We start from the raw sequence: 22,293 nt of genomic DNA, 5'->3' as shown, positions 1-22,293 counted from the left end.
AAGGAACGCGACGTGCCGCCGTCCGACGTGCGCAAGCCCTCCGCCAACAGTGGCGGGGTCCAATCCCTCGAACGGGCTTTCGGCCTCCTTGAGCACATGGCCGACGCGGGCGGAGAGATCGGACTGAGCGAGCTGGCCACCACCAGCGGGCTGCCGCTGCCCACCATCCACCGGCTCATGCGGACGCTGGTGAGCTGCGGATACGTACGGCAGCAGGCCAACCGCCGGTACGCGCTGGGGCCGCGGCTGATCCGGCTGGGCGAGAGCGCCGCGCGCCCGCTGGCCACCTGGGCGCGCCCGCAGCTGGCACGGCTGGTCGAGGAGACCGGCGAGACCGCGAACATGGCGCTGCTGGACGGCGACGAGGTGGTGTACGTGGCGCAGGTGCCCTCGCGGCACTCGATGCGGATGTTCACGGAGGTGGGCCGCCGGGTGCTGCCGCACACCACCGGGGTGGGCAAGGCACTGCTGGCGGATCTGCCGGAGGATCAGGTGCGGGCCCTGCTGGCGCGCACCGGGATGCCGGCCTCGACGGAGCGGACGATCACCACGCCGGAGGCGTTCGTGGCGGCGCTGCGCACGGTGCGGGAGCGGGGCTACGCGGTCGACGACAACGAGCAGGAGATAGGGGTGCGGTGCATCGCGGTGCGGGTCCCGGACTCCCCGACCGCGACCGCCATCTCCATCTCGGGCCCGGCGGGGCGGGTGACGGAGCACTCGACGGAGCGCTTCGCCCCGATCCTGAGAACGGTGGCCGCCGAGCTGTCGTCGGCGCTGGCCGGTCCGTAAACCGGTAGATCGGGATGACCCGATCGGCTGACAAAACCACGCAGTATCGATTCGCCTTCGCACCCGGTCCGTAGCGTTCGGATGGGTCGCTTGCCCGCGACCGACCGACCGCCCAGACTACGGAGGAGGTGTCCCGTGACGACCGCACTCACTTTGGAGGCCCCGGTGAACGTTCCGACAACGGAACCCCCGGAAGCGAGCCTTGCCGAAGCGCTGTGGCAGGCGTGGATCTCCCTGGAACTCCCCGAGGGCTACCGCGCCGAGATCATCGAGGAGTCCATCGAGGTGTCCCCCACCGGCCGTTTCCGCCACGCCGCGGTCAGCAACCGCCTGCGGCGGGCCCTGGAGGACTACCTCCCCACCCCCCATGTCGTGTACACCGATGTCAATGTCATCCACGACCTGCAGGTCTTCATCCCGGACCTGCTCATCGCTCCCGAGGACGACAAGGCGGAGCTCACCGCCGATGGACTCGGACTCGATGTGTCCTGCGTGGAGCTCGTAGTGGAGGTCGTGTCGCCCGGGCGGGCGAGCACCGTGCGCGACCGGGAACGCAAGCGGGCCGCCTACGCCCGCGCTGGGATTCCGGTCTACGTCCTCATCGATGACCATGACATCCACGGCACCGTCTCGATCCTGACCTCACCCTCGCCCACCGAGGCCGTGTATCAGGCGTCGACCCGCGTTCCCTATGGCAAGGAGGCGGCGATCCCCGAGGGAGCCGCGAAGGGCTTCGTCATCACCGAGGCCATCACCGGGCCGGCCCGGGACTGACGGGGACAGGGGCGCGTGTCCTGAGTACCGTCGGTGTCCTGCTCGCCGCGGGCGGCGGCCGGCGGCTGGGCGGGGGTGGGAAGGCGCTGCTGCGCGTCGGGGGGCTGCCGCTGGTGGAACGGGGGGTGCGGGCGCTGCGGGGCGGGGGATGCCGGCGGGTGGTGGTCGTTCTGGGGGCGCGCGGAGATGAGGTGCGGCGGCTTCCGGCGCTGCGCGACGCCGTGCTGGTCGACAATCCCGACTGGGAGACGGGGATGGGTTCCTCCCTGCGCGCCGGGCTCGACGCCGTCACGGCGGCCGGCGGTTCGGCCGCCCTCGTCACGCTCGTGGATCAGCCCGGGATCGGGGCCGTGGCCGTGGCACGGGTGCGCGCCGCCCACCGGTCGGCCGCCACGCTGGCCTCCGCCGCGTACGGGGGGCGGCGCGGGCATCCGGTGCTCATCGGCGCCGATCACTTCGCCGGGGTGCGGGCCGCCGCGGTGGGCGACCGGGGGGCCCGGGACCATCTGCGGGCCCACGCGGCCACACTCACGCTCGTCGAGTGCGGCGACGTCGCCGACCCCGCCGACATCGACACCCCCGGGGACCTTGCGGCGTTCGAAAGACGTCATTGAGGTTCCGCGATGAGGAAACTAGTATCCGTTTTCCATGCTGGTAGCTCGTCGAAGGAGTGAGTGCCATGGCCGTCACGGCTGTTGTCGACCGGCAGGAGGAGGTGCTGACCGGTGAAGCCCTGGCCTTCCTCACCGAGCTGCACCGCAGGTTCACCCCCCGGCGGGACGAACTGCTCGCCGCGCGGGCCGAACGGCGGGCCGAGATCGCCCGTACCGGCACGCTCGACTTCCTGCCCGACACCGCCCACATCCGGCAGGGCGAGTGGCAGGTCGCACCCGCCCCCGAGGCGCTGCGGGACCGGCGGGTGGAGATCACCGGCCCCACCGACCGCAAGATGACCGTCAACGCCCTCAACTCCGGGGCCCGGATCTGGCTCGCCGACTTCGAGGACGCATCCTCCCCCACCTGGGCGAATGTGATCGGCGGTCAGCTCAGCCTCGCCGACGCCTACCGCCGCCGCATCGACTTCACCGACGAGCGCGGCAAGCACTACGCGCTCAAGCCGGACGCCGAGCTGGCCACGGTCGTGGCGCGCCCGCGCGGCTGGCACCTGGACGAGCGGCATCTCGTCCTGGACGACCGCCCCGTGCCCGGTGCGCTGGTCGACTTCGGCCTGTATTTCTTCCACAACGCGGAACTGCTGCTCGAACTCGGCAAGGGCCCGTACTTCTACATCGCCAAGCTGGAGTCGCACCGCGAGGCACGGCTGTGGGACGACGTGTTCACCTTCGCCGAGGAGTACATCGGCATCGACCACGGCTCGATCCGGGCCACCGTGCTCATCGAGACGATCACCGCCGCGTTCGAGATGGAGGAGATCCTCCACGAACTGCGCGCGCACGCCTCGGGCCTGAACGCCGGACGCTGGGACTACCTCTTCTCCCTCATCAAGAACTTCCGGGACGCCGGCCCCGCGTTCGTGCTGCCCGACCGCAACGCCGTGACGATGACGGCCCCCTTCATGCGCGCCTACACCGAACTGCTGGTGCGCACCTGCCACAAGCGCGGCGCCCACGCGATCGGCGGCATGGCCGCGTTCATCCCGGCCAAGGACGCCGAGGCGAACGCCATCGCCTTCGACAAGGTCAAGGGCGACAAGGACCGCGAGGCCGCCGACGGGTTCGACGGCTCCTGGGTGGCGCACCCGGGCCTGGTGCCGGTGGCCCGGGCGTCCTTCGACGCCGTGCTCGGGGACCGTCCGCACCAGAAGGACCGGCTGCGCGAGGACGTGAAGGTGAGCGCGGCCGATCTGCTGGACATCGGCTCGCTCGACGCCCGCCCCACCGAGGCCGGGGTGCGCAACGCCGTGCAGGTGGGCACCCGTTACCTGCAAGCCTGGTTGGCGGGCCGGGGCGCGGTCGCCGTCTTCCACCTCATGGAGGACGTCGCCACCGCCGAGATCTCCCGCTCGCAGTTGTGGCAGTGGATCGACGCGGGCGTGGAGCTGGCGGACGGACAGCGGGTCACCCGCGACTACGTGCGGACGGTCGCCGGTGAGGAACTGGCCGCCATCCGTGAGGAGGTGGGCGAGGAGGGCTTCGCCTCGGGCGGCTGGCAGCGGGCCTTCGATCTGCTGCTGCGCATCGCCCTGGACGAGACGTATGTCGACTTCCTGACGCTGCCCGCCTACGAACTGCTCGACTGACAGCCACTGTTGCGGGGGACGATTGGCGGGTACACATCACGCCATGCGTCTCACCGTTCCCCTCGCCGCACTCCTGGCGCTCGCGATGACCGCGCTGCTGACCGTCACGGCCGCTCCTCCGGCGGCCGGGGCGGCAGCGGCGGTCGGCTCGTACACCGTCTTCAACATGCCGGCCGACGGTCAGCCCGACCACACCATCGAGAACCATCTTGTGGACCTGATCGACGGCGCTCCCGCCGGGTCCTCGATCCACGGCGCGATGTACACCTGGACCCGCACCCCGGTGGCCGAGGCGCTGGCCCGCGCCCAGGCGCGCGGCGTCGCCGTGCGGCTCGCCGTGGACAAGGAGGGCGAGGGCGGCAGCAACTCCGCCCCCGACAACGCCGCCATCGGCGTCCTGAAGAACGCCGGGCTGACCCGTCTCGTGCTGTGCGGCAACAGCGCCGTCGGCAACTCCTCCTGCATCGCCAACCGCTCCAACTCCCTCAACCACAACAAGTTCTTCACCTTCTCCGCGACCGGCGACCTGTCGCAGGTGGTGTTCGTCAGCTCGGCCAACATCACCAACCCGCAACTGCGGCTGTTCAACAACGCGGTGGTGATCCACGGGGACGCGGAACTGCGCGGCGCGTTCCTGCGGCACATGGACAATCTGCTCGCCCAGCGCCGCGACAACAACTACTACACGTCCGCCGACGGGTACTTCGCCTCACCGGTGAGCGACATCCGGGTCTTCTTCCCGCCGCGCGCCGACTCCTCGGGCGGCACCGGGGCCGAGGCGTCCACCGACCTGGTCGTCGGGCGGCTGCGCTACATCACCCGCTACCAGTCCGGCTGTTCCCTGGATGTGGCGCACGCCCAGTTCACCGGGCCGCGCGCACCGGTGGCGGACGAGCTGATCCGGATCGCGAACCTCGGCTGCCGGGTGCGCGTGGTCGGCGGCGACAACATGACCGACTACATCCGGAACCGGCTGGCCGGCCACGCCAACATCACGGTGCGCGGATTGGACAGCCTGCACTCGAAGTACATCGTCTACACCGGTAACTACAACGGATCGGCCGGCCGCTCCCTGGTCTTCACCGGCTCGCACAACCTCACAGGACCGTCGCTGCGCGCGCACGACGAGACGATGATCCGGGTGGAGCTGCCGGGCATCGCCGACAGCTACCGGGCCAACTTCACCCAGCTGTGGTCCCGGGCCGGCTGACCGCTCACCTCGCCCCGTGGCGGGTCAGGCGACCGTCACGGGATGGCGCACCACCGCGTCGAAGAGATAGCCCTGGGTGTTGTGCGCGGTGCGCTCCGGCTGGGTGGTGCCGTCCACGTCGGTGGCCCTGGCCAGCAGTTCGGTGCGGCCCGGGGTGCGCGGGGTCCAGCGCAGGGACCAGCGCACCCAGCCGCCGGGGCGTGGCGCGTCGTGGAGGGTGGCGGGGCGCCACGCGGTGCCGCCGTCGACGCTGATCTCCACGGAGCGCACCCCGCGCCCGCCCGACCACGAGCGGCCGGTGAGCAGTTGGGCGCGGCCGGCGCTCAGCGGTGCCTCCCACGGGAGTTCGAAGGCGCTCTTGAGGGTCTGCCGGCTCAGCGGCGCGCTGCCCTCCTCGGGGTGTCCGGGGCCGAAGAGGCGGTAGAGGTCGGTGTTCCAGGGCGAGTAGAGCGGGGTGGCCGACACCTCGATGTCACCCAGCCATTTGATCGAGGAGATGCCGATCCAGGACGGCACCAGCAGCCGTACGGGGTGGCCGTGGTCGGGCGGCAGCGGCGCGCCGTTCATCTCGTACGCCAGCAGGACGTCGTCCAGTGCCTTCGCGACGGGCAGCGGGCGGCGTACCCGGCCCAGGTTCACGCCGCCGGAGAAGAACGCGTCGTCCAGGCCGCGCGGCTGGATGTCCACCGCGTGCGGGGACAGGCCGGCCCGGCGCAGCACCTCCGCCAGCCGGACGCCGCGCCAGCGGGCCATGCCGATGGCGCCCAGCGACCAGGCGGTGCCGGAGACCGGCTCGCCCTGCTGCCGGTCGAAGAAGCTGCGGCCGTTGCCCGCGCACTCGACGAAGACGGAGCGCTCGACGGCGGGCAGGGCGCGCAGGTCGTCCAGGGAGAACGCGGCGGGCCGGGCGCCGCGCAGCCCGTCGCCCCAGATCCGCAGCCGCCAGGTGGCGGCGTCGAGGGCGGGGGTGACGGTGTGGTTGCGGACGAAGAAGAGGTCGTTGGGGGTGTGGTAGCCGGTGCCGCGCAGCGCGGACCAGCGGGTCTCGGCGTTGGTGCCGTGGATGACGAACCGGTCCGCGGGCAGGGGCTTGACGATGCCCGCCGCCGTCGCGCCGGTCGCCGCCGCGGCCGGTCGCGCCGCCGCGCCGACCGTGGCCGCCGTCGCCGCCCCCACCCCGGCCGCCGCCAGCAGCCGCAGCAGATCGCGTCGTTCGATGCCCTCGGCCCGCGCCGTACCGGCCAGCCACTGGCCGAGCCGCCCGCGGTCGTACGCCCGCTCGTCGTTCGTCATGGGACCGATCCTGGTGGTGATCGGCCCCACTCACCATTGACGCACTATGAACAATCCGCCAGCCGCCGGGATGCGGTGCGCGCGGCGCGGGCGATCTCGTGCTCGTCGGCGGTCAGCAGCCGCCCGTGCTCGACGACCGGCCGGCCGCCGATGAGGGAGAGGGTGACGGGGGCGGGCGGGCCGAGCACCAGGGCGGCGACCGGGTCGGCGATGGTGGAGTGACCGAGCCCGTCCAGTTGCCACAGCACCACGTCGGCGAGCTTGCCGGGCTCCAGCGAGCCGGTCCCGTCGGTGCGGCCGAGCACCTGCGCGCCGCCGTACGTGGCCAGCCGCAGTGCCTGGCGGGCGCTCAGGGCGGCCTCGCGGTGCGGTCCGAGGCGGTTGATCAGCAGGGCGTTGCGCAGTTCGGTGTGGAGTTCGCCGGATTCGTTGGAGGCGGTGCCGTCCACGCCGAGGCCGACCGGGACGCCGGCCGCCAGCAGATCGGGCACGCGGGCGATGCCGGCGGCGAGCCGGGCGTTGGAGGAGGGGCAGTGGGCCACGCCGGTGCCGGTGCGGGCGAAGGCCGCCACGTCGGCGTCGGTCATGTGGACGCAGTGGGCCATCCACACGTCCTCGCCGAGCCAGCCGGTGGACTCGAAGTAGTCGGTGGGGCCCATGCCGAACCGTTCGTGGCAGAACGCCTCCTCCTCCACGGTCTCCGAGCCGTGGGTGTGCAGCCGCACCCCCTTGCGGCGGGCGAGTTCGGCGGCCTCGCGCAGGAGCTTCGTGGACACGGAGAACGGTGAGCACGGGGCGACCGCGATCCGCAGCATGGCCGAGAAGCCCGGGTCGTGGTGGGCGTCGATCGCCGCCTCGGTCGCGGCGAGGGCGTCGTCCGTGCTCTCCACGGCGAAGTCCGGGGGCAGTCCGCCGTCCGAGGCGCCCAGGTCCATCGAGCCGCGGGCGGCGGTGAAGCGGACGCCGATCTCGCGGGCGGCGGCGATCTCGGCGCCGAGCAGGTCACCGGTGCCGCGCGGGAAGATGTAGTGGTGGTCCACGGCGCTGGTGACCCCGCCCCTGACCATCATGGCGAGGGAGGCGCGGGCGGCGGTGTGCACCATCTGCTCGTCGATGCGGGACCACCGGGGGTAGAGGGCGACCAGCCAGTCGAAGAGGTGGGCGTCCTGGGCCAGGCCGCGGGTCAGCCACTGGTAGAAGTGGTGATGAGTGTTGATGAGTCCGGGCGTGGCGAGGGCCCCGGAGGCGTCGACGCGGCGCAGCGGGCTCCCGTCGTCGGGGAGTTCGCGGGGCGCGGGGCCCGGGCCGACCGCCTTGATCCGGTCGCCGGCGATCACCAGGTGACCGTCGGCGTACTCGGTGCCGGCCGCGTCCACGGTGGCGATGGCGCAGTGCTCGATGACCGTCGTCATGGCGGTGGCGTCCTCAGAGGTTGGTGGCGTCGACGGGGATGCGGGCGGTGGCGCCCTCGCGCAGCACGGTCGCCTCGATCAGGCCGTAGGGCCGGTCGGTGGCGAAGTAGACGGCTCCGTCCGCGGTCTCGTTCTCCATCCCGAAGGGGGTGAGGTCCGCGAGGAAGTGATGCTTGTTGGGCAGGGAGAGGCGGATCTCGTCGATCTCGGGACGGTGGTCTATCACCCGGGAGCCCATCGCGAACAGCGTCTGCTGGAGCGAGTAGGAGTACGTGCGGGCGAAGGCGTCCAGCAGATGGCCGCGGGCGGCGGCGTGGCTGGCGTCCCAGTCGGGGGTGGCGTCCTGCGGGCCGCTCCAGCGGTGCCGCCACAGCGCGGTGACGTCGGTGGCCAGGACGCGGTCCCGGGTTTCGGGGAGTGTGGTGTAGCGGTCCTTGAGGAAGCCGTGGAACTCGGAGTCGGTGGAGTTCAGCACGGTGAGCGCGGTCAGTCCCGACAGGGCCTCCCAGCCCGCTTCCCGGTCGTGGGTGATCTGCGCGGTGCGCACCCCGCGTCCGTCGCGCAGGAAGGAGTGTTCGCCCTCGCCCGGGGTGGCGATCCGTTCCCAGGCGTAGCACTCCATCCGGATCCGGGCCCGGGTGAGGGTGGGCTGGGACTCGGTGAAGTGCCGGGCGAGCAGAGTGCCGAAACGTTCCGGCGAACCGATGCCGTACTCCTTGGCGAAGGCGAACACCGTGTTCTTGGTGGCGTCGGTCGTCAGCACGGTGGCGTTGGAGCCCGAGTAGTGCACCTCGTCCATGTCGCCCGACAGGGCCACGGAGACCTTGAGGTCCTCCAGGTGGTGGGTGGCGCCCTCCCGGGTCACCTTGACGATCCGGGTCTCCGCCTTGCCGTACTGGTTCTGGCCGAGTGTGGGCATGGCGGGTCAGCTCCCTCGGTAGACGGAGTAGCCGTACGGGCTCAGCAGCAGGGGTACGTGGTGGTGCTCGCCGGGGCGCACCGTGAACGTGGTGGTGACCTCGGGGAAGAACGGGCCGCTCACTGCGAAGCGCAGCCGGGCGGCGGTGACGCTCCCGGGCAGCGGGGCGAGTTCCCCGCAGCGGCCGTCCGGGTCGGTGACGGCCGTGGCGTGCACCGTCCAGCCGGTGCCGGTGCCGGTGGCCGAGGGCTCCCCGTCGTCGTCCGGTACCGACAGTTCCACCGTGACGCCGGCGGCCGGGCGGCCGGCGGCGGTGTCGAGGATGTGGGTGGAGACGGTGGTGGCGGCGGGGGCCGGAGTGGCCAGCAGCCGGGTGAGCCGGAGCCGGTTGATTTTCGCCAGCTCGGTCCGTACCGTCTCGCCCTCCTCGCCGGAGGTGTTGTCGAGCCGGGCGCGGAGCGCGTCCCGCAGCTGTTCACCGCTCAGTCCGGTGGCACAGATGAGGAAGACCTGGCCGAACCGGTCCTGGTAGGCGAGGTTCAGCTCGTGCATCTCGGCGGCGAGTTCGGGCGTGGCACCGGCCATGCCGCGCTGTTCGCGCGCCGAGGTGGGATCGCCCGGGGCGGGTGCGCCGATCGGGGGGTGTGCGGCGAGCGCCTGGCCGATGCCGGTGGCGTCCAGCTCGGCGGTGGCGGCGTCGGAGGCAGCCAGCAGCCGGTCCACTCCGGGGTACGGGCGCCCCGACACCAGTGCCCCGGCCCACGACGGCGCGGCACAGATGTCGTGCAGCGCGTCGAGCGCGGTGCGCTCCGGCGCGTTGTTGAACCAGTCGAGGCGCGTGGGGGGCGCGGACGGCGAGGGGAGGGGCATGGCCCCAGCTAACCGGCCACTCCGAGTGACGTCAACAGTTTGTTGAGCTTCCCCCTTGTGGGGGACGTCTGCCGACGTCAGCCGCCCTGCTCGCGGTTGAGGTAGTTGTATACGGTGAAGCGGCTCACGCCGAGGGCGCCCGCCACCGTCTCCACCCCGTGCCGCATCGCGAACGCGCCCCGTGCTTCCAGGGTCCGCACCACCTGCTGCTTGGCCGTACGGTCCAGGTCCGCCAGTGGCATGCCGTGCCGACGGCGCAGCTCGGACAGCAGGTGGTCCAGGGAGCCGGACAGATCGGGCAGCCGTACGGCCACCGCCTCCCGCCCCGCCCAGGACAGCACGACGTCCTCGGGTCCCGCCGCGGCGGGGGCGATCAGCTCCCCTCCGATGGCGTCCACCAGCGGCGCGACCCCGGCTATGAAGGCTTCGGCGTCGGTGCCGGTGCCGGCACCCGTGGCACCGCGGTCACTCATGAGGCGGTGTCCTCCGGGGCGCGGGCGCCACTGCCCTCGACCACGTTCAGCTGGAGCGAGATCCGGGTGGCGCCGACGGCCAGGGACTTGCTGAGCAGCTCGCTGACCAGGGTGAGCACCTCGTCGGCGGTGCCCTCGACCGTGTTGCCGAACGGGCCGACGTCCACGGTGTCCAGCGCGGCGCCCAGGGCCACCTCGCGCGCCATCACGGCGTGCGCCGGGGGCTCGTCCAGATCGAAGGGCTCGGTGGTGAACTCAAGTTTCAGTCGCACCCCGCCAACCTAACCCGGCCGAGCCCTCCCGACCGTGGGTCAGGGGGCGCCGTGCCGCACGTGCGGCAGCACCCGGTGCCGCGGCACGCCGAACAGCTCGACCGCCTCCCGCAGCTGGCTCACGGCCGGCGCCAGCGCGCTGACCGATCCCACGGCCGCCGCGATCCGCAGCAGCGCGGTGCTCAGCGGGGCGCCCTCGGGAACCCCCGCGTCCAGCAGTCCGAGCAGGCCCGTCAGCTCACGCTCGGCCACCTCCCGGTCCGCCAGCGGGGCCTGATAACCGCTCAGATCCACCCACAGCCGCTCCACGGCGGCACGCAGGGACATGAGGCGGGGATCTTCCCCATCGGCCACCGCGCCCGCGGTGACCCGCGCGACCTCAGCTTCGCCTGTCGCCACTCGGCCCTCCCCTGCCGTCCACACCACCCAATGCGCCCGCGCCCGCCGGGGCGCATGCTTGGCGCCCGACCGCAACGAACGACGACAGTAAATATCACTGTCCGCACATTGCGCCATACGGAGGGCGAAAGTCCCGGTCACATTCACATGAACGCTCGCGACACCTTCGGCGCACCCGGATGACGTACAGCCACCAACGGTGAGCATACTCCTGCGTGATCAAGGGGCCATAAGGAACACTGAGATGGCCCAGTGCCGGCCCGGGAGCGATCCATGACGAACAGCAGGCCCGTACGGTGCCCGGCGTGTCGCCGTGAACACGTCTATGTGCCCCCGGAGTACCCATGCTCCTGCGGGGCACCCGTGTCCGTGCCGGTCCGGTGGGACGGTGCCCCCGCCCAGATACACCACCGGTCGTGGGCGGCGTCCTGGGCCCAGCTGGACTGCCCCGCCTGCGGCCGGTCGGGGCAATGGCCGCAGCCGGAGTTCGACTGCCCGTGCGGGGTCACGGTGCGGCTGTCCGCCGACCACCCGGAGCCGGGCGCCGGGCGCGAGGAGCCCGGCGAACGGCGGCCGTTCCAGCCGCTGACCATCAGGACCGGGTACGACGCCGTGGCCTGCGCGGCACAGTTCCTGCGCTGGCTGGGGTTCCGGGACGTGCGCACCGCCATGCCGCGCCCGGAGTCGGGGGTGGATCTGCACGGCGCCGGTGTGGTGGGCCTGGTGGACACCACCACCGAGCCGACCGGGCCCCGGGAGATCGAGACGCTGTGGATGCACGGTCTGCTGGAACCGGCCCGCGCGGTGGCGTTCTCGCTGGCCGGGTACGACCGGCGGGCCCGGGCCCGCGCCGATGAGCTGCGACTGCCGCTGTTCGTCCTGGATCTGACGGGTACGCCGCAGCCGGTGAACGATCCGGCGGCCGGGCTGCTGCGGGACGGCGCGGGGGCCGGCTGACCGGCCGGCCCGCCGACGGGACCTCCGCACCGCACCGGGAACCGTCGATGAGAATGGCCGGAACCGGACGATCCACCGGTACGTCGCGTCCCCGTGCGCACCCCCCGAGCCGGCGCCGCGCGGCCGTCAGCCCGTGCGCAGCGGCCGGTGGATGCGGGGCGCATGACCACCGGTCAGCGGATGACCCGAGGCACGTTCACGGGTGGCCACGATCTCGGCCGTGATGGACAGAGCCGTCTCCTGCGGGGTTCGGGCCCCGATGTCCAGGCCGATCGGGGAGCGCAGCCGGTCGAGTTCGCGCTCGGTGAGCCCGGCCTCCCGCAGCCGGTTCATCCGGTCGGCGTGGGTACGCCGGGACCCCATCGCCCCGATGTACGCGACGGGCAGCCGCAGCGCGATCTCCAGCAGCGGTACGTCGAACTTGGCGTCATGCGTCAGCACGCACACCGCCGTCCGCTCATCGAGCCGCCCGGCGTCCGCCTCCGCGGCCAGATAGGTGTGCGGCCAGCGGACCACCACCTCGTCCGCGCCGGGGAACCGGGCCGGTGTGGCGAAGACCGGGCGGGCGTCGCACACGGTCACCCGGTGGCCGAGGAAGGATCCGGCGGTGGCCAGCGCCGCCGCGAAGTCCACCGCGCCGAACACCAGCAGCCGTGGCGGCGGCACCCTGCTCTCCACCAGCAGATCCAGCTGAGCCCCCAGCCGCAGCACCCCGGTGCGCCCGGCCCGCAGCATCGCACCGGCGCGGGCCGCCGCCGTACGGTCGGCCTGCGCGCCGTGCCCCAGCGACCCGCACGCCTCGCCGCGGGCCGGTACGTACAGCGCGCCACTGCCCGTCAGCGGCCGGACCAGCGCGCCGTGCTCCGTCGTCACCGCCCGCGTCAGCGGCGTGCGCAGCGCGGAGCGCTCCGGGACCGGTGTGATCAGCACCTCGATGCTGCCGCCGCAGGTGAGTCCGGCCGCGAAGCCCTGCGCGTCGCTGTAGCCGAAGCGCTCCACCCGCACCGCGCCGTCCGCCAGGGCGGCGCGGCACAGCTCGTACACCGCGCCCTCCACGCAGCCTCCGGAGACGCTGCCGATCACGGTGCCCGCGCCGTCCACGGCCAGCGCCGCGCCGGGCGGGCGCGGAGCGCTGCCGTGCACCGCGCTCACCGTGGCCACCGCGAACGCCCGCCCGTCCGCCAGCCACTCCCCCAGTTCCGGGGCGATCTCCAGCATGCCGCTACGCCGTACCGGTGAGGTGTTCCGGGCGCACCGGCACCCGGGCCAGTTCGAGCCCGGTGGCCTGCCGGACGGCGGCCACGATCGCCGGGGTGGCGGAGAGGGTGGGTGCCTCGCCTACGCCGCGCAGGCCGTACGGGGCGTGCGCGTCGGCCAGTTCGAGGATGTCCAGCGGCATGCTGGGCACGTCCAGGATGGTGGGGATCAGATAGTCGGTGAAGGACGGGTTGCGGACCCGGCCGTCCGGGCCGACCACGATCTCCTCCAGGACGGCGAGGCCGAGCCCCTGGGCGCTGCCGCCGTGGATCTGCCCGGCGACCGACAGGGGGTTGAGCGCCTTGCCGACGTCCTGGGCGGCGGCCAGTTCGATGACCTTCACCAGGCCGAGCTCGGTGTCCACCTCCACCACGGCGCGGTGCGCGCAGAAGGAGTACTGCACATGGCCGTGGCCCTGCCCGGTGCGCGGGTGGAAGGGCCGGGTGGGCCGGTGCCGGAACTCCCGTTCCAGCTCGATCGCCCCGTCGCCCAGCACGTCGGCCAGGCTGGCGATCACCGCGCCGTCGGCCGCCACCACCTTGCCCGCCTCCAGACGGACCGCCGCCGCGCCGAAGCGTTCCCGCGCCCGGTGAAGGACCTGCTCCCGTACCGCCTCGCAGGTGTGTTTCACCGCGCCGCCGGTCATGTACGTCTGGCGGGAGGCGGAGGTGGAGCCGGCCGAGCCGACCGTGGTGTCGGCGGGCAGCAGGGTGACGCGGGTGACGCCGAGTTCGGTGCGGGCGATCTGGGCCTGGACGGTGACGCCGCCCTGGCCGACCTCGGCCGCCGCCGTGTGCACCACGGCCACCGGTTCGCCGGCCACCACCTCCAGGCGGACCCGGGCGGTGGAGTAGTCGTCGAAGCCCTCGGAGAAGCCGACGTTCTTGATGCCGACGGCGTAGCCGACGCCCCGCACGACGCCCTCCCCGTGGGTGGTGTTGGACAGTCCGCCGGGCAGTTCCCGTACGTCGGCGGTGCCGGTCGCGGTCTCCCACCGGCGGGGCGGCGGGAGCGGCCGGGCGGCGACCGAGGCGAGCAGTGCGGCGACCGGGGCCGGGGAGTCCACCGGCTGTCCGGTGGGCATCACGGTGCCCTGCCGCATGGCGTTGCGCTGCCGCAGCGTCACCGGGTCCATGCCCAGTGCGGCGGCGAGCTTGTCCATCTGGGCCTCGTACGCGAAGCACGCCTGCACCGCGCCGAAGCCGCGCATGGCGCCGCAGGGCGGGTTGTTGGTGTAGAGCGCCAGGGCCTCGATGTCGGCGTTCGGGATCTCGTAGGGGCCCAGGCCCAGTGAGGCGGCGTTGCCGACGACGGCCGGTGAGGAGGAGGCGTAGGCGCCGCCGTCCAGCACGATGCGGCAGGTGACGTACAGCAGGGTGCCGTCGCGCAGCGCGCCGTGCTCGTAGCTGAGCCGCGCCGGGTGGCGGTGGACATGCCCGAAAAAGGATTCCTCCCGGTTGTAGACCATTTTGACGGGGCGCCCGGTGCGCAGGGCCAGCAGGCAGGCGTGGGCCTGCATGGACAGGTCCTCGCGGGCACCGAAGGCGCCGCCGACGCCGGAGAGGGTCAGCCGTACCTTCTCGGCCGGCAGGCCCAGTACGGGGGCGATCTGCTTCTGGTCCACGTGCAGCCACTGGGTGGCGACGTAGAGGTCGATGCCGCCGTCCTCGGCGGGGACGGCGAGCCCGGACTCGGGGCCCAGGAACGCCTGGTCCTGCATGCCGACCTGGTAGTCACCGCGCACCACGACCTCGGCGCGGGCGCGGGCGGCGGCCACGTCGCCGTGCCGGATCGGCTGGCGGTGCACGATGTTGGGGTGCGGGGTGTCGGCGGCGTGGTGGTCGGTGCGGTCCGGGTGGAGCAGCGGGGCGCCGGGGGCGATGGCGGAGGTCTCGTCGTGGACGACGGGCAGTTCGCGGTACGCGACGGCGATGGCGGCGGCGGCGCGGCGGGCGGTCTCGGGGTGGTCGGCGGCGACGACGGCCACGGCCTCGCCCTGGTAACGCACGACGTCCCGGGCGAGGACGGGCTGGTCGGAGAACTCCAGGCCGTAGTGGGTGGCGGCGGGCAGGTCGTGGTGGGTGAGGACGGCGTGCACGCCGGGGAGCGCGAGGGCGGCGGCGACGTCGATGCCGAGGATCTCGGCGTGCGGGTGCGGGCTGCGCAGGGTGTGGCCCCACAGCATGTCCTCGTGCCACAGGTCGGAGGAGTAGGCGAACTCGCCGGTGACCTTGAGGGTGCCGTCCGGGCGGCCGGTGGATTCGCCGATGCCGCCGGTGGTGCCGTGGGCGCTGCGCTGGCTGAGGGTTCCGGGACGGATCGTCATGCCGGTCAGCCCTCCACGCCGGTGCGGCGGGCGGCGGCCAGCCGGACCGCGTCCATGATGTGCTCGTAGCCGGTGCAGCGGCACAGATTGCCGGAGAGCGCCTCGCGGATGTCGGCGTCGGAGGGTTCGGGGACCCGTTCGAGGAGTTCCTCGGTGGCCATCAGCAGGCCGGGGGTGCAGAAGCCGCACTGCACGGCGCCCGCGTCCAGGAAGGCGCGCTGGACGGGGGCGAGCGCGCCGTCCTCGCCGGCCAGTCCCTCGACGGTCCGCAGGTCGGCGCCCTCGGCCTGGCCGGCGGCGACCAGGCAGGCACAGACCAGGTCGCCGTCCATCCGGATGGTGCAGGATCCGCATTCGCCCTGTTCGCAGGCGTTCTTGGAGCCGGGCAGGCCGAACCGCTCGCGCAGCACGTACAGCAGGCTCTCGCCCTCCCAGACGTTGTCGGCCACGCACGGCCGGCCGTTGACGGTGCAGGTCACGCGCACGGTGTCAGCCCCTTCCGGTAGGCGTCCCAGGTCCAGTCCAGGGTGCGGCGGGCGAGTACGCCGATGGCGTGCACCCGGTAGCGGGCGGTGCCGCGTACGTCGTCGATGGGGCGGCAGGCGGCGCCGGCCAGTTCGGCGAAGCGGCGCACCACCTCGGGCGCCAGCGGCCCGGGGCGCTCCCACGCCCCGGCGCCGGCCAGCGCGCCGGTGAGGAAGTCCTCCGCGTCGTGGGCGCGGACGGGGGTGGGGGCGGCGGAGCCGATGCCGGTGCGGACGGTGCCGGCGCCGGGGTGCAGTGCGAGGGCGAAGGCGCACACGGCGATGACCATGGCGTTGCGGGTGCCGACCTTGGCGAACTGCTGTGGTCCGGTGGCCCGTTCGATGTGGATGGCGCGGATGAGTTCGTCGGGGGCGAGGGCGTTGCGTTTGACGCCGGTGTAGAAGGCGTCGATGGGGATGCGGCGGGTGCCGCGCACGGAGGCGGCCTCCACCTCGGCGCCGGCGGCCAGCAGCGCGGGGTGGCTGTCGCCGGCCGGGGAGGCGGCCCCGAGGTTGCCGCCGACGCTGCCGCGGTTGCGGATCTGCGGGGAGCCGACGGTGCGGGCGGCGAGCGCGAGCGCGGGCAGTTCGGTGGCCAGATGCTCGATGACGGCGGCGTACGGGACGGCGGCGCCGAGCCGTACGGTGCGCTCGCCGGTCTCCCAGGTGCGCAGTTCGGGGATGCGGGACAGGTCGAGGAGCCGTTCGGGGCGGCGCCGGTCGAAGGTCAGCTCGACCATCACGTCGGTGCCGCCGGTGAGGGGCACGGCGTCGGGGTGGGCGGCCTTGGCGGCCAGCGCCTCGGCCCAGCCGGCCGGGCGGAGGAAGTCCATGCGGCGGTTCTCCCTGTCTGGTGGTGCAGCCAGTACAACGGTCGTTGCGCGCCGGGGGCAGTCACGGAAGGGCCGAAGCACCCATTCGCCGGACCCCCCACATCTTGTAGGTTCGTACGAGGAAGCGGCGCGGGCAATGGGGCGGCAGCCCCCGGGCAACACGGACGACATCGGCGGACGGACATGCGACTGCGCACACTGCTGGCGGACGACGCACTGGGGTTGCGGCTGCTGCACGGCGCGGGCCGCCTGGAGACCCGGGTGCGCGGGGTGATGACGACCGATCTGCGCGATCCCAGCCGCTATCTGCACGGCGGCGAACTGGTGCTGACCGGGCTCGCCTGGTGGCGCGGCCCCCAGGACTCCGAGCCCTTCGTACGGATCCTGTCCCGGGCGGGCGTGACCGCGCTGGCGGCGGGCGAGGCCGAACTGGGCTCGGTCCCCGACGATCTGGCCGCCGCGTGCGCCCGGCACGGGCTGCCGCTGTTCGCGGTGGCGCAGGAGGTCGCGTTCGCCGAGATCACCGAGCGGGTGGTGCGGCGGATCTCCGGGCACCGGGCCGGGGATCTGGCGGCGGTCGTGGACCGGCACCGGCGGCTGATGGCCGCGGGGCCCGGCGGGGACGGGCCGCAGGGCGTGCTCGATCTGCTGCGCGCCGAACTGGATCTGCCGGCCTGGCTGCTGTCGGCCACCGGCCGGGTGATCGCCGGTTCGGGGCGGGCACCGCTGCCCGCGGCGGTGGCGGCGGAGTTGGCCACCCACCGGATGACGGCGGCGCTCGCCGGCCGTCCGGGACCGTACCGGGTGCCGTCCGGCGCCGGTGACGGAAGCGGGTACGCGCTCTTCCCGGTGCCGGGCGACGCCCGGGGGCGGGCCGCCGCGCTCACCGGCCGGCAGCTGGTGGTACGCGCCGATGGGGGCGAGTGGCCGGACGAACGCCACGATCTGCTGGCGGGCGTGGCGGAGCTGATCGCCGCGGAGCACGACCGGCACGAGGCGTCCCGTACGGTGCGGCGCCGCCTGGCCCGGGAGATCGTACGGCTGCTGCGGGACGGGGCGGCGCCCGCCGAGGTGGCGGCGCGGCTGCGGGTGGCCGGGCCGGTCCTGGGTCACGCGCTCGCCGACCCGCGCTGGCAGGTGGTGGTGGCCCGGGTGGAGGGCGCCGGCGGGGGCGGAGCCGGGGACGGGGAGGGAGACGCGGGCGGCGGGGTGGCGGCGGCGCTGCTGGAGGAACTCCTGACCGATCCCGGCGGCACCGAGCCGGCCCTGGTGGCGGGCGTGCCGCCGGACGGCGGGGCGGTGGCCCTCGTCCCGCTGCCCGCGCTGCCCGGCGAGGGCGCCGCGCTGCGGGCCGAGAGCGTCCTGGCACCGGTGCGTGGGGTCCTGTCCGCGGGGCTCGGCGACGGCGGCCGGCTGACGCTGGGGGTGAGCGCCCCGGTCGGGACGGCCGGCGGGCTGCGCGGCGCGCTGGAGGAGGCGCGGCACGCGCAGCGGGTGGCCGCCGCCGGGAACGGGGCGGTGCGCGGGGCCGGTCACGACGAACTGGCCTCGCACGTCCTGCTGCTGCCGTTCGTCCCGGAGGAGGTACGGCTCGCCTTCACCGCGCGGCTGCTGGATCCGCTGCGCGCCTACGACCGGCGGCACCGTGCGCGGCTGATCCCCACCCTGGAGGCGTTCTTGGCGTCCGACGGCTCCTGGACGCGGTGCGCGGCCCACCTGCACCTCCACGTCAACACGCTGCGCTACCGGATCGGCCGGATCGAGGCGCTCACCGGCCGGGACCTGAACCGGCTGGAGGACAAGCTGGACTTCCTCCTCGCGCTGCGGCTGAGCCGGTGAGGGACGGGCCGCGCGCCGTGGTGGCCGGCCTCCGCGCTCGGTCAGCGGGTCCAGGGTCTGATGCCGAGGAAACCGCCGTCCGAGACGGTGCGGTAGGGCATCTCCTCGTTCCATCTGCGGCGCCCGCCCAGCAGCGAGGCCAGAAGCGTCACCACCACCCCGGCGAGTGCCCAGATGCCCAGCACCACCAGCGGGTTGGTGAGGGCGTGGCCCTGGAAGTACGCGATGGACCGGGTCGCCCACGTTCCGGCGCCCGGGATCATCGCCGAGCCGATGCCGCGCCAGAAGGTGGGCAGCAGGGAGGTGCCGATCGCGCCGCCCGCGCTCGGATTGCCGAGGATCACCACGATCAGCAGCGTCAGCCCGATGCCGGCGGCCCCCAACAGCGCCTGCAGCGCCAGGGTCAGCGCCCCGGTCGCGAACACCACCAGCGCGCCCACCAGCGCCAGCGCCACCAGCCGCCCGGGCAGCGCGTCCAGGACCGGGCCCACGATCACCGCGCCGCCGAGCCCGGACAGCAGCGAGAAGATCAGCAGCGCGCCCAGCCGGAACAGCGCGCGCGACACGGTGGAGGCCCGGCTCCCGGCACTGATGGCGAGCACGGCCGCGCACAGATAGCCGCCCACCACCCAGCCGATGACCAGGAAGAAGGAGGTCAGGCCGCGCGCGTCACCGGCCGCCGTGGGGGCGACGTCCCGCACATCCAGCGTGCGGTTCTGCGCGGCCTCCACGGACAGCATCAGCTGCGCCAGCGCCTCGGCGGTCGAGGTGCCGCCGCCGGTCGCCACCAGCAGGGTGTCCTGGGTGCCGGAGCCGTCCACGATCAGCGCGCCGTCCACGTCCCGGTGCCGCACCATGCGCAGCCCGTCCGCCTCCTCGGTCGAGGTGTGCTTGACGTGGAGCGGGTCGCCCGGCAGCCCGTCCAGCTGGGAGACCAGCTGACCGGCCATCTCCTGCGGAGCCACCAGCGCGATCGGGACGCGGTGCGGCTCGGGGCGGTGCAGCGCCCCCACGTACGAGGCGATGAACGCCCACTGCAAGAGCAGGGCGCCCAGCACCAGCAGCGCGGCGCGCGGTGTCACGGCGCCGCGCAGCGAGGTCCACAAGCCGCCGCGCGCGTATCCGGATATCGGCTCCATACCTCGCATCGTGCGGGCGGGGCGGGGCGGACGCCCAGCGGGGATGGGCCATTGGGTGGCCGCCGGGGGCCCGGCCCGGATTTGTGAACTGATTCACGCACGCCTCTTGGCCGGGCCCGGTGGCCCGTGCTGAGATTCCTCCACAGTCACGTACGCACATGCACGAGTGCACCATCGGCTCAATGACGCGCCTGGAGGGCAATGTGGCGGACACCGCCATACCACCGACCGTTCCCCTGGACAGCGCGGTATGGCGGCTTCGGTCGCGTGGCTGCTGGCAGGACGCGGCGGCGCTGCTGGAGACGACCGCGGCCGCCTCACCCGCGGCGGCGTTGCACCGCACCGCGCTGCTGGTGGAGTGCTGCATGTTCACCGGCGAGGGGTGGGAGCGGGCGGAGGACGCGCTGCGCGCGGTCGAGTCGATGCCGCTGACGGACGAGGAGCGGGGCGCGGCGGCGGGCGAGCGCGGGTACCTGGCGTACGCCTCGACGTTATTGCGGGTGCGCGATCGTACGGACGAGGCGCGGGCCGCGCTGGGCCGCGCCGCCGCGCTGCTGGCCCCCGACTCGCCGGGGCGGGCCCTGTTGGACTTCCGGCGCGGGCTGATGGCCCAGCATGTGAGCGGCAACGCGGAGGCGGCGGAGGCCGGTTTCCGGCGGGCGCACGTCGAGGCGGTGGGGCGCGGGGACGCGCTGCTCAGCTCGTACACCTGGCGGCATCTGGCGGCGCTGGCGCAGGAGAAGGGCGATCTCGACCGGGCCAGGGAGGGTTTCACCCACAGTCTGCGGCTGCGCGAGGAGACCGGGTTCCTGGTGGGGATCGCCCCGGCCCTGGTGGCGCTGGCGGAGGTTCAGCCGGAGCCGGAGGCGGCCCGGCTGCGTACCGAGGCGAGCCGCCTGTTCCACCTGCTGGACCGGGTGCCCCGCTGGCTGGCTCCCCACTTCGCGCCCCGTGCGGCGGCGGACTGAGCCGCCGCGCCCGCGTGACCCGGGGCTCCGCGCCCCGGTCGCCCCGGCTCCGTCACCGGTCCTGGACGCCGGTGAAGTGCTCGGTCGCCAACTGCTCCGCCGCCGGCACGTCGTGGCGGCGCAGCGCGTCCAGCAGGGCGGCGTGTTCCAGGGCGTCGGCCAGGAGTTCGGCGGTGCCCGGCAGCGGGCCCTGCGAGGCGGGGCTCTGGGAGCGCCGGTGCAGATCCTCGGCTATCAGCACCAGTTGACGGTTGCCGGTCAGATGCAGCAGGGCGCGGTGGAAGCAGCGGTCGGCCTCCGCGTAGGCGGCGCGGTCCCCGCGCGTGGCGGCGGTGACGGTCGCCTCGGCCAGCGGGCGCAGCTCGTCCCAGCGTTCGGGGGGCAGGGTGTGGGCCAGCCGCATGATGGCGGGCACTTCGAGGGCGGCGCGCACCTCGGCGAGTTCGGCGGCGTCGCGCGGGGTGTGGCCCGCGATCCGGAAGCCCCGGTTGGGGACCGTCTCCACGGCGCCCTCGCTGGCGAGTTGCTGCATCGCCTCACGCACCGGGGTCGCGGAGACGCCGTACCGCTCGGCGAGCACCGGCGCCGAGTACACCTCGCCCGGCGCCAGTTGGCCGCTGGCCAGCGCGTCGCGCAGCGCGGCGAGCACCTGGGCGCGTACGGAGTGGCGTTCGGGCAGCGACCGGGGCCGTACGGGAAGGGGCGGCCGGTCGGGGCGCACCACCGGCGCGGCAGGGGCCGTCGCTATGTACGCATCCACGCGGGCGCCCCCTCCACCGGAAAAAGTGATGCCGAGCACCCTAGGCCGATATGGGCCGAGATCAAACCCCCTCCTTGATCGGGTAAGGTAAGCCTTACCTCTCCGTTTCGCCCTTGCACTTGATTCGGTGGCACCATGCACGTCTCCGCTCTCGCCCCGGCCCTTCCGCTGGCACCCGCACTCGATCGTGCGAATGATGTCCTGAGCACCCTCCGGTTCACCCAGGAGGAGCCGCGCGGCGGCCCTGGCTGGGTGCGCGGCAGCGATCTCGCCGAGGCGGGGCCGGTGCTGGAGGACTTCCTGACCTGGGACGACGAACGCATTCTCGCCGACTACGGACAGCGGGGCCGGCCACAGGTCGTGGCCAGTTTCGCACTGCACCGGTACGCGTGGCCCGCCGCCGTCCTGTTCACGCTCCCCTACTTCCTGCTGCGCCGGGTGCCGTGGCTGGCGCCGGAGGATGTCGCATTCCATCGCGCCGATGGCCTGATCACGGCAGCCGCCGGCACCTTCAGCTGTCTGCCCGACGATCCGCTGGCCGGTCATCCGGACGCCCGGGTGGTCGCGGACGAGGAGGCGCTGCGGGCGGCGGTGCGCGAGGCGGCGGCCGCCCATCTGGGGCCGGTACTGGAGGGGTTCCGGCCGCGGATGCGCCGGGGCAGCCGGGCGCTGTGGGGCATGGCGACCGATGAACTCACCGAGAGCCTGTGGTACCTGGGTTCGCTGCTCGGCGAGGAGGAGCGCGCGCTCGCCGAGGCGCGGTTGCTGCTGCCCGGTGGCACCACCCCCTATCCGGGTGGTGCCGCGTTCCGGGACCTCACCGGTCCGGATGGCGCGGTGCTGCGCACCCGCGACCGGGTGAGCTGCTGTCTCTTCTACACACTGCGTCCCGAGTCCACGTGTGTGACGTGCCCGCGCATGTGTGACAGCGAGCGGATCGAACGGTTGACAGCCGTTCGCTAAAGGTTTCGCAACAAATAGCACAACCCCTTTCCGCGCCTCACCCATTGGTGGGGCCG

General features: G+C 73.5%; 22 protein-coding genes. 9 read left to right on the top strand and 13 right to left on the bottom strand.

Annotated elements, in window-relative coordinates; translation table 11 throughout:
- Positions 1 to 12 precede the first annotated feature (12 nt).
- From ACTFAP_RS24510 to ACTFAP_RS24490, 5 genes are all read left to right on the top strand, one after another.
- A complete protein-coding gene (locus ACTFAP_RS24510; RefSeq protein ID WP_030730633.1) occupies positions 13 to 789 on the top strand; it encodes an IclR family transcriptional regulator in 777 nt (258 codons plus the stop codon).
- Between the two features lie 135 nt (positions 790 to 924).
- Positions 925 to 1,563 carry a Uma2 family endonuclease gene (locus ACTFAP_RS24505; RefSeq protein WP_234389635.1) on the top strand — a complete coding sequence of 213 codons (639 nt, stop codon included), beginning with the start codon at positions 925 to 927 and terminating at the stop codon, positions 1,561 to 1,563.
- Positions 1,560 to 2,177 carry a nucleotidyltransferase family protein gene (locus ACTFAP_RS24500; RefSeq protein ID WP_500469555.1) on the top strand — a complete coding sequence of 206 codons (618 nt, stop codon included), beginning with the start codon at positions 1,560 to 1,562 and terminating at the stop codon, positions 2,175 to 2,177. The genes ACTFAP_RS24505 and ACTFAP_RS24500 overlap by 4 nt, the downstream gene beginning before the upstream one ends.
- 65 nt (positions 2,178 to 2,242) lie before the next feature.
- Positions 2,243 to 3,823, top strand: coding sequence for a malate synthase A (aceB, locus tag ACTFAP_RS24495; RefSeq protein WP_500467400.1), 1,581 nt, complete (start codon positions 2,243 to 2,245; stop codon positions 3,821 to 3,823).
- 43 nt (positions 3,824 to 3,866) lie between these two features.
- Positions 3,867 to 5,033 carry a phospholipase D-like domain-containing protein gene (locus tag ACTFAP_RS24490; RefSeq protein ID WP_495682345.1) on the top strand — a complete coding sequence of 389 codons (1,167 nt, stop codon included), beginning with the start codon at positions 3,867 to 3,869 and terminating at the stop codon, positions 5,031 to 5,033.
- 24 nt (positions 5,034 to 5,057) lie between these two features.
- On the opposite strand, the gene ACTFAP_RS24485 is transcribed toward ACTFAP_RS24490, so the two are convergent.
- From ACTFAP_RS24485 to ACTFAP_RS24455, 7 genes are all read right to left on the bottom strand, one after another.
- Positions 5,058 to 6,326: a sulfite oxidase gene (locus ACTFAP_RS24485; protein ID WP_500467398.1), complete on the bottom strand. Its 1,269-nt coding sequence runs from the start codon at positions 6,324 to 6,326 to the stop codon at positions 5,058 to 5,060.
- Between the two features lie 44 nt (positions 6,327 to 6,370).
- Positions 6,371 to 7,738 (bottom strand): 8-oxoguanine deaminase, encoded by a 1,368-nt coding sequence (locus ACTFAP_RS24480; RefSeq protein ID WP_400008344.1) that lies wholly within the window; start codon positions 7,736 to 7,738, stop codon positions 6,371 to 6,373.
- Positions 7,739 to 7,751: 13 nt separating this feature from the next.
- Positions 7,752 to 8,657: a factor-independent urate hydroxylase gene (gene pucL / locus ACTFAP_RS24475; RefSeq protein ID WP_390121773.1), complete on the bottom strand. Its 906-nt coding sequence runs from the start codon at positions 8,655 to 8,657 to the stop codon at positions 7,752 to 7,754.
- Between the two features lie 6 nt (positions 8,658 to 8,663).
- Complete coding sequence (gene uraD, locus ACTFAP_RS24470; protein ID WP_500467397.1) at positions 8,664 to 9,527, bottom strand: 2-oxo-4-hydroxy-4-carboxy-5-ureidoimidazoline decarboxylase; 864 nt, start codon at positions 9,525 to 9,527, stop codon at positions 8,664 to 8,666.
- A gap of 77 nt (positions 9,528 to 9,604) precedes the next feature.
- Positions 9,605 to 10,000, bottom strand: a complete 396-nt coding sequence (locus ACTFAP_RS24465; RefSeq protein ID WP_495682341.1) for a helix-turn-helix domain-containing protein — start codon at positions 9,998 to 10,000, stop codon at positions 9,605 to 9,607.
- A complete protein-coding gene (locus ACTFAP_RS24460) occupies positions 9,997 to 10,272 on the bottom strand; it encodes a hypothetical protein (protein ID WP_390121770.1) in 276 nt (91 codons plus the stop codon). The genes ACTFAP_RS24465 and ACTFAP_RS24460 overlap by 4 nt, the downstream gene beginning before the upstream one ends.
- A 39-nt stretch (positions 10,273 to 10,311) precedes the next feature.
- The gene (locus ACTFAP_RS24455; protein WP_390121769.1) at positions 10,312 to 10,671 is read right to left on the bottom strand and encodes a DUF5955 family protein; all 360 of its coding nucleotides are present in this window, start codon (positions 10,669 to 10,671) and stop codon (positions 10,312 to 10,314) included.
- A gap of 273 nt (positions 10,672 to 10,944) precedes the next feature.
- Here ACTFAP_RS24455 and ACTFAP_RS24450 point away from each other — a divergent pair, with 273 nt between their 5' ends.
- Positions 10,945 to 11,628, top strand: coding sequence for a hypothetical protein (locus ACTFAP_RS24450; protein ID WP_495682339.1), 684 nt, complete (start codon positions 10,945 to 10,947; stop codon positions 11,626 to 11,628).
- 126 nt (positions 11,629 to 11,754) lie between these two features.
- Here ACTFAP_RS24450 and ACTFAP_RS24445 read toward each other — a convergent pair whose 3' ends face one another.
- Genes ACTFAP_RS24445 through ACTFAP_RS24430 form a run of 4 tightly spaced genes read right to left on the bottom strand, consistent with a single transcriptional unit; the run spans position 11,755 to position 16,568 of the window.
- Positions 11,755 to 12,846 carry an XdhC family protein gene (locus ACTFAP_RS24445; protein WP_495682338.1) on the bottom strand — a complete coding sequence of 364 codons (1,092 nt, stop codon included), beginning with the start codon at positions 12,844 to 12,846 and terminating at the stop codon, positions 11,755 to 11,757.
- A gap of 4 nt (positions 12,847 to 12,850) precedes the next feature.
- A complete protein-coding gene (pucD, locus tag ACTFAP_RS24440; protein WP_500467396.1) occupies positions 12,851 to 15,211 on the bottom strand; it encodes a xanthine dehydrogenase subunit D in 2,361 nt (786 codons plus the stop codon).
- 5 nt (positions 15,212 to 15,216) lie between these two features.
- Positions 15,217 to 15,696 carry a (2Fe-2S)-binding protein gene (locus ACTFAP_RS24435; protein ID WP_400008331.1) on the bottom strand — a complete coding sequence of 160 codons (480 nt, stop codon included), beginning with the start codon at positions 15,694 to 15,696 and terminating at the stop codon, positions 15,217 to 15,219.
- Complete coding sequence (locus ACTFAP_RS24430) at positions 15,687 to 16,568, bottom strand: FAD binding domain-containing protein (RefSeq protein WP_390121764.1); 882 nt, start codon at positions 16,566 to 16,568, stop codon at positions 15,687 to 15,689. Before ACTFAP_RS24430 ends, ACTFAP_RS24435 begins: the two co-directional genes overlap by 10 nt.
- Positions 16,569 to 16,751: 183 nt before the next feature.
- Here ACTFAP_RS24430 and ACTFAP_RS24425 point away from each other — a divergent pair, with 183 nt between their 5' ends.
- Positions 16,752 to 18,407 carry a PucR family transcriptional regulator gene (locus tag ACTFAP_RS24425; protein WP_500467395.1) on the top strand — a complete coding sequence of 552 codons (1,656 nt, stop codon included), beginning with the start codon at positions 16,752 to 16,754 and terminating at the stop codon, positions 18,405 to 18,407.
- 41 nt (positions 18,408 to 18,448) lie between these two features.
- Here ACTFAP_RS24425 and ACTFAP_RS24420 read toward each other — a convergent pair whose 3' ends face one another.
- Complete coding sequence (locus tag ACTFAP_RS24420; protein ID WP_500467394.1) at positions 18,449 to 19,546, bottom strand: DUF3533 domain-containing protein; 1,098 nt, start codon at positions 19,544 to 19,546, stop codon at positions 18,449 to 18,451.
- A 182-nt stretch (positions 19,547 to 19,728) separates the two neighbouring features.
- Between ACTFAP_RS24420 and ACTFAP_RS24415 the strand changes: the two genes are divergently transcribed.
- The gene (locus ACTFAP_RS24415) at positions 19,729 to 20,514 is read left to right on the top strand and encodes a hypothetical protein (RefSeq protein ID WP_390121760.1); all 786 of its coding nucleotides are present in this window, start codon (positions 19,729 to 19,731) and stop codon (positions 20,512 to 20,514) included.
- Positions 20,515 to 20,566: 52 nt separating this feature from the next.
- On the opposite strand, the gene ACTFAP_RS24410 is transcribed toward ACTFAP_RS24415, so the two are convergent.
- Positions 20,567 to 21,274, bottom strand: coding sequence for a GntR family transcriptional regulator (locus tag ACTFAP_RS24410; protein WP_390121759.1), 708 nt, complete (start codon positions 21,272 to 21,274; stop codon positions 20,567 to 20,569).
- Between the two features lie 135 nt (positions 21,275 to 21,409).
- On the opposite strand from ACTFAP_RS24410, the gene ACTFAP_RS24405 reads away from it, so the two are divergent.
- Complete coding sequence (locus tag ACTFAP_RS24405; RefSeq protein ID WP_495682333.1) at positions 21,410 to 22,237, top strand: (2Fe-2S)-binding protein; 828 nt, start codon at positions 21,410 to 21,412, stop codon at positions 22,235 to 22,237.
- Positions 22,238 to 22,293: the final 56 nt, after the last annotated feature.

It is taken from the genome of Streptomyces sp. PH9007 (genome assembly GCF_059813725.1).
Note: the sequence above shows the minus strand (reverse complement) of the source record. Positions and strands in the feature narration are given on the sequence as shown.